Origin of the sequence: Pseudomonas corrugata, from assembly GCF_001269905.1 — a bacterium.
Taxonomy (GTDB): domain Bacteria; phylum Pseudomonadota; class Gammaproteobacteria; order Pseudomonadales; family Pseudomonadaceae; genus Aquipseudomonas; species Aquipseudomonas corrugata.
This window is the reverse complement of record NZ_LHVK01000006.1, coordinates 126,878-141,041: the sequence shown is the minus strand read 5'-3', so window position 1 is coordinate 141,041 and position 14,164 is coordinate 126,878. Positions and strand designations below refer to the sequence as shown.

The 14,164-nt window shown below is 63.4% G+C and carries 13 protein-coding genes; 6 read left to right on the top strand and 7 right to left on the bottom strand.

Going from position 1 to position 14,164, the window contains the following annotated elements:
- Positions 1 to 89 precede the first annotated feature (89 nt).
- The 5 genes from pedH to pedF form a co-directional block, all read right to left on the bottom strand.
- Positions 90 to 1,865: a PQQ-dependent alcohol dehydrogenase PedH gene (gene pedH / locus AD665_RS08810; RefSeq protein ID WP_024777706.1), complete on the bottom strand. Its 1,776-nt coding sequence runs from the start codon at positions 1,863 to 1,865 to the stop codon at positions 90 to 92.
- A gap of 223 nt (positions 1,866 to 2,088) precedes the next feature.
- Positions 2,089 to 3,039: a quinoprotein relay system zinc metallohydrolase 1 gene (locus AD665_RS08805; RefSeq protein ID WP_053191756.1), complete on the bottom strand. Its 951-nt coding sequence runs from the start codon at positions 3,037 to 3,039 to the stop codon at positions 2,089 to 2,091.
- A 16-nt stretch (positions 3,040 to 3,055) separates the two neighbouring features.
- Positions 3,056 to 3,814, bottom strand: coding sequence for a quinoprotein dehydrogenase-associated SoxYZ-like carrier (locus tag AD665_RS08800; RefSeq protein ID WP_024777708.1), 759 nt, complete (start codon positions 3,812 to 3,814; stop codon positions 3,056 to 3,058).
- 10 nt (positions 3,815 to 3,824) lie between these two features.
- Entirely contained in the window at positions 3,825 to 4,700 is an 876-nt protein-coding gene (locus AD665_RS08795; protein WP_024777709.1) for a substrate-binding periplasmic protein, read from the bottom strand.
- Between the two features lie 5 nt (positions 4,701 to 4,705).
- Positions 4,706 to 5,167, bottom strand: a complete 462-nt coding sequence (pedF, locus tag AD665_RS08790; protein WP_024777710.1) for a cytochrome c-550 PedF — start codon at positions 5,165 to 5,167, stop codon at positions 4,706 to 4,708.
- A 253-nt stretch (positions 5,168 to 5,420) separates the two neighbouring features.
- Between pedF and exaA the strand changes: the two genes are divergently transcribed.
- Together exaA and AD665_RS08780 are read left to right on the top strand one after the other, a co-directional pair.
- Positions 5,421 to 7,295: a quinoprotein ethanol dehydrogenase gene (exaA, locus tag AD665_RS08785; RefSeq protein WP_053191754.1), complete on the top strand. Its 1,875-nt coding sequence runs from the start codon at positions 5,421 to 5,423 to the stop codon at positions 7,293 to 7,295.
- 141 nt (positions 7,296 to 7,436) lie between these two features.
- Positions 7,437 to 8,078: a pentapeptide repeat-containing protein gene (locus AD665_RS08780; protein ID WP_024777712.1), complete on the top strand. Its 642-nt coding sequence runs from the start codon at positions 7,437 to 7,439 to the stop codon at positions 8,076 to 8,078.
- A 16-nt stretch (positions 8,079 to 8,094) separates the two neighbouring features.
- Here AD665_RS08780 and AD665_RS08775 read toward each other — a convergent pair whose 3' ends face one another.
- Together AD665_RS08775 and AD665_RS08770 are read right to left on the bottom strand one after the other, a co-directional pair.
- A complete protein-coding gene (locus AD665_RS08775; protein ID WP_024777713.1) occupies positions 8,095 to 8,733 on the bottom strand; it encodes a response regulator in 639 nt (212 codons plus the stop codon).
- Positions 8,730 to 9,989: a HAMP domain-containing sensor histidine kinase gene (locus AD665_RS08770; RefSeq protein ID WP_024777714.1), complete on the bottom strand. Its 1,260-nt coding sequence runs from the start codon at positions 9,987 to 9,989 to the stop codon at positions 8,730 to 8,732. Before AD665_RS08770 ends, AD665_RS08775 begins: the two co-directional genes overlap by 4 nt.
- A gap of 374 nt (positions 9,990 to 10,363) precedes the next feature.
- Here AD665_RS08770 and AD665_RS08765 point away from each other — a divergent pair, with 374 nt between their 5' ends.
- The 4 genes from AD665_RS08765 to AD665_RS08750 are packed head-to-tail and all read left to right on the top strand — an operon-like array spanning position 10,364 to position 14,063.
- Positions 10,364 to 11,530 carry an ABC transporter substrate-binding protein gene (locus AD665_RS08765; RefSeq protein ID WP_024777715.1) on the top strand — a complete coding sequence of 389 codons (1,167 nt, stop codon included), beginning with the start codon at positions 10,364 to 10,366 and terminating at the stop codon, positions 11,528 to 11,530.
- A 27-nt stretch (positions 11,531 to 11,557) separates the two neighbouring features.
- Complete coding sequence (locus AD665_RS08760) at positions 11,558 to 12,547, top strand: YVTN family beta-propeller repeat protein (RefSeq protein WP_024777716.1); 990 nt, start codon at positions 11,558 to 11,560, stop codon at positions 12,545 to 12,547.
- A complete protein-coding gene (locus AD665_RS08755) occupies positions 12,544 to 13,275 on the top strand; it encodes an ABC transporter ATP-binding protein (protein ID WP_024777717.1) in 732 nt (243 codons plus the stop codon). The genes AD665_RS08760 and AD665_RS08755 overlap by 4 nt, the downstream gene beginning before the upstream one ends.
- Complete coding sequence (locus AD665_RS08750) at positions 13,272 to 14,063, top strand: ABC transporter permease (RefSeq protein WP_024777718.1); 792 nt, start codon at positions 13,272 to 13,274, stop codon at positions 14,061 to 14,063. Before AD665_RS08755 ends, AD665_RS08750 begins: the two co-directional genes overlap by 4 nt.
- The last annotated feature ends 101 nt before the right edge of the window (positions 14,064 to 14,164 follow it).

Here is a 14,164-nt window from a genome sequence, read left to right as displayed (position 1 = left end):
CCTGAAACCGAGGCGTCTCCATCGCGGGCAAGCCGTGCTCCCACAGGTTGCTGTCTCACCACAGAGACAGCGCCCTGCTCTGCTTCAACTCAACGCTTGGCCACCAGATCCTTCGGCAGCTTGAAGGTCCAGAGCATCCCGCCCTGGTTGAAGTCCTTCACCCGCTTGGCCACTTCACCGCCCCACAACGGCACGGCGCCGCCCCAACCCGAAACCACGGAGACATACTGCTCGCCGTCCATTTCCCAGGTAATCGGCGAGCCGAGTACGCCGGAGCCGGTCTGGAATTCCCAGACTTTCTCCCCGGTCTTGGCGTTGAAGGCCTGGAGGAACCCTTCAGGCGTGCCGGTGAAGACCAGGTTGCCCTTGGTGGTCAGCACCCCGCCCCACAGCGGCGCGTAGTTCTTGTGGCGCCAGACTTCCTTGCCGGTCTTCGGATCGATGGCCCGCAGTACGCCGATGTAATCCTCGTTCAGCGGCTTGATGGTGAACCCGGCCCCGAGAAACGCCGCGCCTTTCTTGTAGGCGATGCCCTCGTTCCAGATGTCCATGCCCCACTCGTTGGAAGGCACGTAGAACAGTCCGGTGTCCTTGTTGTAGGCCATCGGCATCCAGTTCTTCGCGCCGAGGAACGCCGGAGCAACGAACACCGAGCTGCCCTTGGCTTCGCTGCCCGGCGCGCCGGGCCGGCTGGCCTCGTTGTAGATCGGCCGACCGTCCTTGTCCAGGCCGGTGGCCCAGGTGATCTTGTCGACGAACGGGAAGCCACGGATGAACTTGCCGTTGGTGCGATCGAGCACGTAGAAGAAGCCGTTACGGTCAGCGGTGGCCGCTGCCTTGATCTCCTTGCCGCCTTCCTTGTAGTTGAAGGAGATCAGCTCGTTGACGCCGTCATAGTCCCAACCGTCGTGGGGCGTGCTCTGGAAGTGCCACTTGATGGTGCCGTCGTCCGGATTAAGGGCAAGTCGCGACGAGGAATAAAGGTTGTCGCCAGGACGCAGGTGGGAGTTCCACGGGGCCGGGTTACCGGTGCCGAACAGCAGCAGATTGGTTTCCGGATCGTAGTAGCCGCCCAGCCAGGGCGCAGCGCCGCCGGTTTTCCAGAGGTCTCCCGGCCAGGTCTTGCCGGCCTCGCCACCGGAGATGCCGTTCTCGATGGCCTTGCCGTCCTTGTAGACGTAGCCCATATGGCCTTCCACGGTCGGACGGGTCCACAGCAGGTCACCGTTTTTCGGATCGAACGCGCTGATCTGGCCCACCACGCCAAACTCGCCGCCCGCCACGCCGGTGATCAGCTTGCCGTTGACGACAATGGGGGCGGCGCTGATGGAGTAACCTTCCTTGTGATCGGCGACCTTCTTGCTCCATACCACCTTGCCGGTGTCCTTGTTCAAGGCGACCAGCTTGGCATCGAGGGTACCGAAGAACACCAGGTCACCGTACAACGCCACGCCACGGTTGATCACGTCGCAGCAGGGACGGATGTCATCGGGCAGGCGCGCGTCGTACTGCCAGAGCTTCTTGCCGGTACGCGCGTCCACCGCGAACACCCGCGAATAGGATCCGGTGAGGTACATCACCCCATCCTTGATCATCGGCTGGGCCTGCTGGCCGCGCTGTTTTTCGCCGCCGAAGGAGAACGCCCAGACCGGCCGCAGTTCCTTGACGTTATTGACATTGAGGGTATCGAGCGGGCTGTAGCGCTGGCCCTGGACACCAAGGCCGTTGGTGACGATCTGTTGCGGGTTCTTCGGGTCCTGGAGAATTTCCTGATCGGTCACGGCGGCCAAGGCCGAACCGGACAGCAGCATGGCACTGAGCAGCAGGCTCACGGCGAAGGGTTGGCGACGTGCGGGATGAGTCATGACGGCTACCTCTGCGGTTATTGTTATACCCGGGAATTTTTCCCGGTCTGGCACAGATTCTTGGGCTCGGGGCCGTTGCCAACAATTGCACGCTGTGTTGAGTTTTCTAGTTCCTTGGTACATGTAAGACACACACACAATCCCTTGTGGCGAGGGAGTTTGCTGTGGGAGCAAAGCTTGCTCGCGATGAAAACACCTCGGTTTCAAATAGACCGCGGTGTCTTCATCGCGGGCAAGCCTTGCCCCCACAGAGAGGGACTTCCACCCGCTTCATCCCCACCCGCTCATACCGCGGATAAAGATGACTGACACTGCGAATCAGCTCATAGCGGCTCAGGCTGATCCCGGCAAAGCGCTCGGGAATGGGGCTGCGGATCATCTCGGCCATGTCATCGCCACGGGCCGCGCCGTCGCGCATCAATTGATCGAGCCAGCCCAGGTAGTCGCGCATCTGCGCAAAGGGCCCGGCATCGCTCGCCACCGGGCCATGGCCGGGGACGATCAGTTTCCAGGGCAAGGCCTGCAGGGTGTCCAGGTCATTGAGCCAGACCTCCAGTCCCGGGCTGTTTGGCGTGGTCAGGGCACGCTCGTAGAACACCAGGTCACCGGCGAACAGCACGCCGGTGGTTTCGTCCAGGATCGCCAGGTCAGCCCCGGTGTGCCCGGCCAGTTGCAGTAGTCGCAACGAATGATTGCCCACCTTCAGCGTACCCGGAGCCAATACCTGGGTCGGCAACACCACCTCGGTGCCACGCATCCAGTCACCTACCAACCGGTACATGTTTTCCGCCATGGCATCGCCCTGTTGGCGGAGCAGGTCCGTGGTGCCTGCAAGCGCACCGATAGGTACGTCGCTGAAAGCCCGGTTGCCCAGCACATGATCTGGATGATGATGGGTCAACAGTACCTGGACCACCGGTTTGCCCGTGGTCGCCGCAATGACTTGGCGCAGGGCCTCCCCGTAACGCTTCGACGGTCCGGTATCGATCACCACCACGCCGACATCGGTGACGATGAAGCCGGTGTTGACGATGTTGCCACCGTTGGCCTTGGCGAAATTCTCGGTGCTGCCTTCCAGCAGCCATGTGCCCTCGGCAATCTGCCGGGGCTTGAGCGAATAATCCGCGCAGGCCCACGCCGGCAGGCACAAGCAGATCAATAACATCCAGCGCATGGCGCGCTCCTTGGGGTCAGGGGATCGCCGCCTCGAATTGATTGCCACCGTTGTCGCGCAACATCAGGCGGGTCTGCCCGGGGCCTTGTACGTCGAAGCCCAGGTTGGGGTTTTCGCTGACCGCCGGGAACAGCTCAAGGCGCGCCAGCACTTGGCCGTCGGCGTCCAGCAATTGAGCCTGGTTGAGGAAAAACTCAGGAATGCCGCTTACCAGGCCGTTGTCCATCGGATGGGCCACCTGCAAGCGCAGGCGGCTGATGTCGCCTCGTGGATAACGGGCGCCGAGTACTTCGCCCAAGTGCTCTTCCCAGCCCGGCTGGGTTCGCACCACGCTCGGCGCCGTACAGCCACCGCCGGCCGCGTCGATCAGGGTCGAGCCGACGTGCCACAGGCCGTCGCGGGTCTGCACGGCGGCGCGCAATGGTGTGGCCTGCTCGATGCGTATGCGGATCGACAGCCAGGGCAACACCCGCTCCCCCGGCTGGAAATCGACGATCCTGGGCAGCGGATTGAGCTCAGCCCAGGCCAGCATCCGGACCACGTCACCGGTAAAGGCGCGGGCATCGATTTCCAGCGGCACCTGACGCGCATCTTCGGCAAAGGGCGGCGCCAGCAGCCGGACCCGTTCGTCGAACACGAACGGTGCGTCACCCAGCAGTTGCTTGTGATAGAACGCCCACATCACCGACGGAACCGGATCCTTTCCCGGCTCGACCGCCGCCAGCGTCATCATCGGCAAGCCGACCCCCAACAGACAGCACGCGAGCCATTTCATCCCTGCGCTCCTATTGGTACATTTCCGGCACGTCGTAACGCAGGCCGTAATGGGCGTAGACCGCCTTGAGGCTGCCGTCGCGGATGAGACCTTCCAGCGCCTCTTCCACTGCATAGGCCAGCTGCCGGTTGCTCTCATGCACCGCCATGCCGATTTCCCAACGCTGCTTGCCCATGTTCGGGTAGGCATTTTCCGCCAGGGCCAATTGCGGATCGGCCGCCTCGTGGACCTGCCAGTCGACCTCCCCGCGCATGGCCATGACGGCGTCGACTTCCCCGGCCTGCATGGCTTTGAACGCCTGGCCGACGCTGGGGTAGTGACGGGTTCTGGCGCTGAGCATGCCGTTGAATACCGACGTCAGATAGAACGAAGGCACGCTGTCCACTTCAACCCCGATGGGGTGCTGCTGGAACACCGCAACGCTGCCCACCGAATCCAATCGCCGGTGGTCATAAGCCACCTGCCAGCATTCCTGCTGGTAAGGGCCGAACATCACTACCTGGGCGTTCTCCAGTTCACCGATATCATTGCGTCTTTGCACGTAATCGTGGTCGTAGGGTACGCGCATCATCAGATCGGCCAGTTGACGGTCATGCAGCGGACTGCTGCGCCAGATGTAATCGCGCAAATCGTCATCAAGCTTCTCGCCGGGTGGCGCCCATATCAGTTTCAGGCGCACACCCAGCGTCTTCGCCAAGGCCTGGGCCAGTTCCACATCAACGCCCCTGGGCTGGCCGTCGGCTTCGAAGCTGTATGGCGCGAAGTCCTTGTAGACCGCAACCTTCAACTCACCGGCGGCGATCATCTGATCGTAGCTGCGCACTTGCGCCTGTACGGCCTGGCTACACAGCAGTACGCCGCAGATCACCCACACGAACAGACGCATGGCGATCACTCCTCGACATGCACGCTGTCAAGATAGGTGCGCACCGCCCATAAGGCCTCCTGGCTCAGATAGTCGGCCATTTTGGGCATGTAGACCCGGCCGTCGCGTACCGCTCCGTGACGCACCCGTTCAACGAACCACTCGTCCCCGGCCTCGGCGGCGTCCAACAGACGCAGGTCGGGGGCGATGCCGCCAGACTTGGCTTCCAAGCCATGACAGGCTGCACAGTTCTGGTTATAGGCCGATGAGCCGATTTCCAGGGCCCGGTCATGTTCAGGGGAGTTACGATAGGGGTTTGTCGTAGCCCAACCGTCGCCGTCCACGGCTACGCCGGCGTCCTTGATCGGGGTCAGTCCCTTGGTTTCCACTGCCTGGGGCACTACGTTGCCATGGGCCCATACAGAGCCTGCGCCGGTCAGCCCCATCAGCAGCGCGGTAGCGATGATGGCGTTGCGTTTTGTTGTCATTGTTATGCCCTCTGGATTGCACGCTGACCTCTCTACAGAGGCCGTGCCGTCATCTTAGGAACCGTGCCACGCAAGCCGAATGCTGCTTTGGTGGCCGGGTCCTAGTTCCTTGGTAGCAGGCCATCCGACGCAGGTCGCAAAGACTGGCGGTTCGGGAAGTCTTCCCGGCAAAGGCGGGATCTTTTCCGTATCGGCCAGGCCCCGGTGCGACCCAACCTAGTCAGGCCAAAACCTTTCACTGGGAACCCCCACCATGACAATAAAAACGCTACCCGCCCCCTGCACCCTGGCTGTCGCCATGCATGCCTTGCTGCTGGCCGGCAGCCTTTCGTTGAGCCCCCTGGCCAGCGCCGCTACGTCAGGGGTGAGTTGGGAAGACATTGCCAACGATCACCTGACCACCAAGGACGTGCTGCAATACGGTATGGGCACCAACGCCCAGCGCTGGAGCCCGCTGGCCCAGGTCAACGACAAGAACGTGTTCAAGCTGACCCCGGCCTGGTCCTACTCATTCGGCGACGAGAAGCAGCGCGGCCAGGAATCCCAGGCCATCGTCAGCGACGGCGTGGTCTACGTCACCGGTTCCTATTCGCGGGTATTCGCCCTCGACGCCAGGACCGGCAAGCGCTTGTGGACCTACAACCACCGGCTGCCGGACAACATTCGCCCGTGCTGCGACGTGGTCAATCGTGGCGCGGCCATCTATGGCGACAAGATCTACTTCGGCACCCTGGATGCGCGCGTAGTCGCCCTGGACAAAAACACCGGCAAGGTCGTATGGAACAAGAAGTTCGGCGATCACGCCGGCGGCTACACCATGACCGGTGCCCCGGTGCTGATCAAGGACAAGACCAGCGGCAAGGTGCTGCTGATCCACGGCAGTTCCGGCGATGAGTTCGGCGTGGTCGGGCAGTTGTTCGCCCGCGATCCCGACACAGGCGAGGAAGTCTGGATGCGCCCGTTCGTCGAGGGCCACATGGGCCGCCTCAATGGCAAGGACAGCACCCCCACCGGCGATGTAAAGGCGCCCTCCTGGCCCGACGACAAGACCACCGAAACGGGTAAGGTCCAAGCCTGGAGCCACGGTGGCGGCGCGCCTTGGCAGAGCGCCAGTTTCGACTCCGAGACCAACACCATCATCGTCGGTGCGGGCAACCCGGGCCCTTGGAACACCTGGGCCCGGACAGCCAAGGACGGCAATCCCCACGACTACGACAGTCTCTACACCTCCGGCCAGGTCGGTGTCGACCCGAGCACTGGCGAAGTGAAGTGGTTCTACCAGCACACGCCCAACGACGCCTGGGATTTCTCCGGCAACAACGAGCTCGTGCTGTTCGACTACAAGGACAAGGACGGCAAGATCATCAAGGCCACCGCCCATGCCGACCGCAACGGTTTTTTCTACGTCGTGGACCGCAACAACGGCAAGCTGCAGAACGCGTTCCCCTTCGTCGACAACATCACCTGGGCCAGCCACATCGATCTCAAGACCGGTCGCCCCGTGGAGAACCCCGGCCAGCGTCCGGCCAAGCCATTGCCTGGCGAAACCAGGGGCAAGCCAGTGGAGGTCTCGCCGCCGTTCCTGGGCGGCAAGAACTGGAATCCCATGGCGTACAGCCAGGACACCGGGCTGTTCTACGTCCCGGGCAACCAATGGAAAGAGGAATACTGGACCGAGGAGGTGAATTACAAGAAAGGTTCGGCCTACCTCGGCATGGGGTTTCGCATCAAGCGCATGTACGACGATCACGTCGGCAGCCTGCGGGCGATGAACCCCACCACCGGCAAGGTCGTCTGGGAGCATCAGGAGCCTCTGCCACTGTGGGCCGGCGTATTGGCGACCAAGGGCAACCTGGTGTTCACCGGTACTGGTGACGGCTTCTTCAAGGCGTTCGATGCCAGGACCGGCAAGGAGCTGTGGAAATTCCAGACCGGCAGCGGCATCGTCTCTCCGCCCATCACCTGGGAACAGGACGGCGAGCAGTACATCGGCGTGACTGTCGGTTATGGCGGCGCCGTGCCGTTGTGGGGCGGCGACATGGCGGAGCTGACCAAGCCCGTGGCACAGGGTGGCTCATTTTGGGTGTTCAAGATTCCAGGCTGGGACAAGGCCATGGCGCAGAAGTAGCGCGCCCCCCTCAAAACTCAATCCCATCCCCCTGTAGGAGCGAGCCTGCTCGCGAAGCGGTGCGTCAGTCGACATCCATGCAGGCTGATCCACCGCTTCGCGAGCAGGCTCGCTCCCACAGAGCTGACCGAGTTTACTGCCATGAATTACTTACCCCTTGCATTGCTGCTCGCCCTCAACGCCCACGCCGACGACACCGATACTCCCCTGACCATTAACGGCTGCGTCATCGCCGAATCCAGCCAATGCCCCGGCGCCGATTTACGCGGTGCTCAACTGGCTAATCAGGACCTGCGCAAGATGAACCTCAGCGGCGCGGACCTGCGGGGTGCCGATCTGCGCCATGCGCGGCTGGATCTGGCGAACCTGGAGAAAGCCCGTTTACAAGGCGCGAACCTGACCCGCGCCAGCCTGCAACAAAGCAACCTGCGCCTGGCAGACTTCACCGACGCCACCCTCAAGGCTATTCAGGGCTGGGGGCTGTTCGCCCAGGGCGCGCAGTTCCAGGACGCCGACCTGAGCGCCGCGTACCTGCAGTTCTCCCGACTGTCGGGCGCGCGCCTGCACGGCGCCAACCTGCAAGCCGCCGACCTGGAAATGGCCTGGCTGAGCAAGGCTGACCTCAAGGACGCCGACCTGCGCGACGCCAACCTGCAGGAAGCCAAGCTGGGGGAAAGCAACCTGGAACAGGCTAACCTGAGCGGATCACGTCAGCACTACGGGAATTTCCAGGGGGCTAACATGGAGGGTTGTACCGGGTGTCCAACGTCTTGGGCCGAGTAACTCACAGTGCCCACAATCACCGCGCCACCCGCACCACGCCCATGTCGATCCCCAAATGCACCAGCTCTGCATGGGAACTGACCTGCAGCTTGCTCTTGAGCAACGTCAGGTGATTGGACACCGTCTTGGCGCTGATGCACAGCTGCTCGGCGATCGTGCGCGCGGGGGTGCCCTTGGCGAGCATGACGAAGATTTCCAGCTCGCGCTGGGTCATGCATTGCAGGCGCGGGTCGGCGTCGTGCCGGGAGCTGGCACAGGCCAGTTGGGTCGCCAGGGATTGTTCGATGTAGGCATGGCCGGCCAATACCCGCCGCACCGCCTCCACCAGCACCTGGGGCGCCGAATTCTTGGTCAGGTAACCCGCGGCGCCGGCGTCCAGCGCCTGGCGCACCAGCGGCAACTCATCGTGCATGCTGAAGAACAGCACGCGCAGTTGCGGCAGGCGTTGGCGCAGGCGCCGGGTGGTTTCCAGGCCACTGATGCCGGGCAGGCCGAAATCCATGATCACCAGGTGAGGCACTTGCTCTTGCACCTGGCTCAGGGCCTCTTCGCCCGTGGCCGCCTCTCGGACCTGCAAATCGGGCATCAAGGCCCGCAGAAGGCTCGCGAAACCCTGCCGAACCACGGCATGGTCATCCACCAACAAAATGTTCATCGCGCCTCCAGGGGGATGTTCAAGGCCAGCGCCCAGCCGGCACCGGGGCGACAGATGACTCGCAGCTCGCCGCCCAGGCTGCGAGCCCGTTCGGACATCGAATGCAGGCCGACTCCCGGTCGGGGCGGCGGCGTCGCCCCCAGGCCGTTATCGCGTACCAGCAGCCGCAGACGTCCGCCGCGCTGACGCAGACGAATCCGTACCCGGGTGGCGCTGGCATGACGGGCAACATTGGTCAGCGCCTCCTGGACCAGGCGATACAGATGGGTCTTGTCTGGACCGGACAACGCCGGCAACGCGGCATCGATCCGCAGCTCGCAGGCAATGCCATGGGTGTCCTGGCATTGCCTCACCAACAATCCGATGGCTTCGTCCAGCGGCAAGTGCTGCAACACCACCGGGTACAGGTCGTGCACCAGCGCCCGAAAACCCTGTTGCAAGTGCTCGCAGTGATCTTCGAGCTGGCAGACCGTCTGTTCCAGTACCGACGGCTGGTCGGTGACCAGGCGCAGCAGGCAGGCCCGGGCACGGATACCAGCCACGTATTGGCCCAGATCATCGTGCAGGGCCTGGGCCAAATGGGTCCGTTCCTGTTCCTGCACAGCCAGCAGTGCCTGGGTGAGCCGGGTGTTATCGGCCTGGGATTGGGCCAGGGCGGCAGTCATTCGATTGAAGTGCCCCGCCAGTTGCCGCGCCTCCGGGATGCCTTCGGCGGGCAGGCGCACCCGCAGATCGCCGGCCGATACCTGGCGCAGTGCGTCGAGCAGCTCATCCAGCAAGTGCATGCCCCGACGCACCGCCCAGCGGATAACCAACAGACTGAGCAACAGGGCCAGGGCGCAGACGCCCAGCAGTTGCACCAGCGAATCGAGGATTTCCTCGATTTCATCCCGTGGATCGACGGCGATCCAAGCCCGACGACCGTCGCCCAGGCTCACCACTTGAGGCGCAGGGCCATCGACGAGCAGTTGGCGGCCGAGCCAGGCCTTCAGTCCGCTGTCGATACCCGTCGGGGGGCGATCCCCCGGCGCCTGCCAGCGCACCCGTATATGGCGCAAGCTGCCGGTCAGGCGCTCCTGGAGCCTGGTCGGATCGCGCTCGGCGGTCTCGCGCAGGTATTGCACCACGGAACCGGCCGATTGCAGCTCGCGCTTTACGTCGGTCATGGCCTGATGCAGCAACAGGCTCGCACAAGCCAGCGTGACCAGGCCGAAGAAGACCGTCACCCACAGATTGATCCGCCACAGGGCCGACATGCTCAACACCCCATCACTGAATCGACACAAAGCCCTTGTGGGAGCGAGCCTGCTCGCGATGACGGCGGCACATCCAACCTTTCTGCCGGCTGGACCACTGCTATCGCGAGCAGGCTCGCTCCCACAGGGGGGCCGCGGTGACCGCCGGACAACCGATCAACCCCAATCAGACTCAGGATCAGCAACAACGGCAGAAGCAACGCTTTGAAAGTCTGCACGGTCTGTCCGCTCCCTGATGAATGACGATTGCCTGCATCCTAAAACCCCGACGTCGACGGCGAGCTACTACCTTGGTACTGCCCCGGCGGTACTTTCTGCATATTCCCCCCTGATCAAGGGCTTCCTATGCTGGCGTCACCTGCAATGGAGGTGTTATGCGCCGGCTCGCCAGTTTCACCTTGATCGCTCTGATGGCCGCCGCCACGGTCCAGGCCGAGGACGTCGCGCCGTTGCAGGTGCGCATCGGATACCTGGGTTACCGTCCCGATCCGGGGCCCCTGCTGTCCAACGTCATCACCGAGCCCACCGACGCAGGCTTGCGCGGCGCCGAGCTGGCGATCATCGACAGCAACAGCACCGGACGTTTTCTCAAACAGGATTACCGCCTGGAAAGCGCCAGCGTCGACAGCCCCGAAGCCTTGCTCGAGTCCGCCCGCGCGCAACATGAGCAGGGCCTGCGGCTGTTCGTGGTCAACGCCCCGGTCGCCAGCCTGCGCCAGCTCAGCGCCGCCCTGCCCGACAGTTTGCTGTTCAATGCCGGCAGCCCCGACGACAGCCTGCGCACCACCGACTGCCTGGGCAACGTGCTGCACAGCCTGCCGGACCGGGCCATGCTCGCCGACGCCCTGGTGCAATTCAGCGTCGTGCGCAAATGGCAGAAGGCGTTGCTGATTGTTGGGCAGACGCCCGAGGACCAGGCCTATGCCAGCGCCCTGCGCCGGGCCATGAAACGCTTCGGCCTGAAGACCGTGGCCGAGAAAACCTGGCAGTTCGACAATGATCAACGCCGCAGCGCCCAGGCCGATATGCCGCTGTTCACCCAGACCGCGGAATACGACGTGGTGCTGGTGGCCGATGAGCGCGGCGACTTCGGCGAGTACCTGCCCTACCAGACCTGGTACCCGCGTCCGGTGGCCGGCACACAGGGGCTGACCCCCACCGGTTGGCACAAGACCGTCGAAACCTACGGTGCGGCGCAGCTGCAAAAACGCTTTGAGGCCTTGGCCGGGCGCTGGATGAACGACCGCGACTTCGCCGCCTGGATCGCCGTGCGCAGCGTCGCCAGCGCAGTGAGCAAACTGCGCCAGGCCGACCCGTTCGCCATCCGTCAACTGGCCTTGAGTGATCAGTTGCCGCTGGATGGTTTCAAGGGGCGCAAGCTCAGCTATCGCCCCTGGAACGGACAACTGCGCCAACCGATTCCCCTGGTCCAGCCACGGGCCCTGGTCAGCACCTCGCCCCAGGACGGTTTCCTGCACCCCAGCAATGAAATGGACAGCCTGGGCTACGACCGGCCCGAAGTGAGCTGCCGCTACCCCTGATCGAAAACAACAATAAGGAAAACCGCCATGCGCCGCCCGCTGTTTCAACCGATCCTGCTGCGCCAGGTTCTCGCCCTCGGCGCGGTCTTGCTCGCCACCGGCCCTGCCGCCGCCAGCACCGCCTGGGTCTCGAACGAGAAAGACAACAGCCTGAGCCTGATCGACATGCAGAGCCTGGAAGTGGTCGAAACCCTGCCGGTGGGCCAACGTCCGCGGGGTCTGCTGCTGTCCCACGACAATCGCCTGCTGTACATCTGCGCCAGCGATTCGGACCGGGTCCAGGTGATGGACGTCGCCACCCGCAAGATCATAAAGGAGCTGCCGTCCGGCAAGGATCCGGAGCAGTTTGCCCTGCACCCCAACGACCGCTGGCTCTACGTTTCCAACGAAGACGACGCGCTGGTGACCGTCATCGACACCCAGACCTCCGAAGTGCTGAGCCAGATCGGCGTCGGTGTCGAGCCCGAGGGCATGGCCGTCAGCCCCGACGGCAAGTGGACGGTCAATACCAGTGAAACCACCAACATGCTGCACTGGATCGACACCAGCACCCAGACCCTGGCCGACAGCACGCTGGTGGATCAGCGACCACGCTTCGTCGAGTTCAATCGCGACGGCACCCAGCTCTGGGCCTCGGCGGAGATCGGTGGCACCGTGACGATTCTCGATGTCGCCACCCGCAAGGTACTCAAGACCCTGACCTTCCAGATCAAAGGCGTTCATCCGGACAAGGTCCAGCCGGTAGGCGTCAAGCTCAGCGCCGACGGCCAACTGGCCTTTGTCGCCCTGGGCCCGGCCAACCATGTGGCGGTGATTGACGCCAAGACCTTCGAGATCCTGGATTACCTGCTGGTAGGCCGCCGGGTCTGGCAGCTGGCATTTACCCCGGACCAGCGTCAATTGCTGGCAACCAACGGCGTCAGCGGCGATGTCTCGGTGATCGACGTGCAGAGCCGCAAGGTGCTCAAGTCGGTGAAGGTCGGGCGCTACCCCTGGGGTGTGGTGGTGACGCCATGAGCGCCCTGGAGGTCAGCGACCTGAGCTTTGCCTATGGGCCGCGCGAAGCCCTCAAGCAGATGAGTTTCAGTGTCGCCACTGGGCGCTTCGCTGCGTTGCTGGGTCCCAACGGCGCCGGCAAATCCACGCTGATCGCCCTACTCACGCGCCTCTACGATGTGCAGCGTGGCGAGATCCGGGTCGGCGGCCATTCCATGCAACATTCTCCACGGCCGGCCCTGCAACAGCTGGGCGTGGTGTTCCAGCAAAGTACCCTGGACCTGGACCTGAGCGTCGAACAGAACCTGCGCTATCACCTCGCCCTGCACGGTTTGTCGCGACGCGAAGGGATGGCGCGGATCGATGCCGAGCTGGCCCGTCAGCAATTGACCGAGCGACGCCATGAACGGGTCCGCGACCTCAACGGAGGGCATCGTCGCCGGGTGGAAATCGCCCGGGCGCTGCTGCACGAACCCCGCCTGTTGCTGCTGGACGAGCCCAGCGTCGGCCTCGACCCGGCCAGCCGCCTGGCCCTGGGCCGGCACATTCGCCAACTGTGCGACGAACAAGACATCAGTGTGCTCTGGACCACCCACCTGCTGGACGAAGTACAACCTTGCGACGACCTGCTGATCGTGCACCAGGGCCGCCTGGTCGCCAGCGGCCGCGCCGAGGACGTGAGCCAGGAACATGGCGGCACCCTGGGGTCGGCCTTCACTCGCTTGACCACCTCGGGAGTCCATGCATGAACGCGTATTGGCAATGTTTCAGCGGCATCGTCATGCGCGAATGGCTGCGCTTCGTATTGCAGCGCACACGGCTGCTGAGCGCCCTGGTACGTCCGCTGCTATGGCTGCTGGTGTTCGCCGCCGGTTTTCGTGCAGCACTGGGCATCGCGATCATTGCGCCCTATGACACCTATATTCCCTACGAGGTGTACATCGTGCCAGGCCTGGCCTGCATGATCCTGCTCTTCAACGGCATGCAGGGTTCGCTCTCGATGGTCTACGACCGGGAAATGGGCAGCATGCGGGTGCTGCTGACCAGTCCCCTGCCCCGTGCCTTTCTGCTCACAAGCAAACTACTGGCGACTTCGTTGATCTCATTGCTGCAGGTCTACGCCTTCCTCGCCATCGCCTGGCTATACGGCGTCCAGCCGCCAGCAACAGGCATGTTACTGGCACTGCCGGCATTGCTGCTGGTGGCGCTGATGCTCAGCGCCCTGGGCCTGCTGCTGTCCAATGCGATCCGGCAACTGGAGAACTTCGCCGGGGTGATGAATTTCGTGATCTTCCCGATGTTCTTTCTGTCCTCCGCGCTGTATCCGCTGTGGAAGATGCTCGAAGCCAGCCCGTGGCTGTACTGGCTGTGTGCGGTGAACCCGTTTACCCATGGCGTGGAGCTGGTGCGTTATGCCTTGTATGGCCAGTTCAATCTGTTGGCGATGACGGTGTGCGCGGGGTTGACCCTGGCGTTCGCCCTGCTGGCGGTGTGGACGTTCAACCCGCAGCATGCGGCGCTGCGCAAGGCCGGTTGATCCAAACCGATACGATCCCGTTGAAGGAAAACATCCCCCTGTGGGAGCCGAGCTTGCTCGCGATGACGGCGGCACAGCCACCATCGCGGCAAGCTGATCCA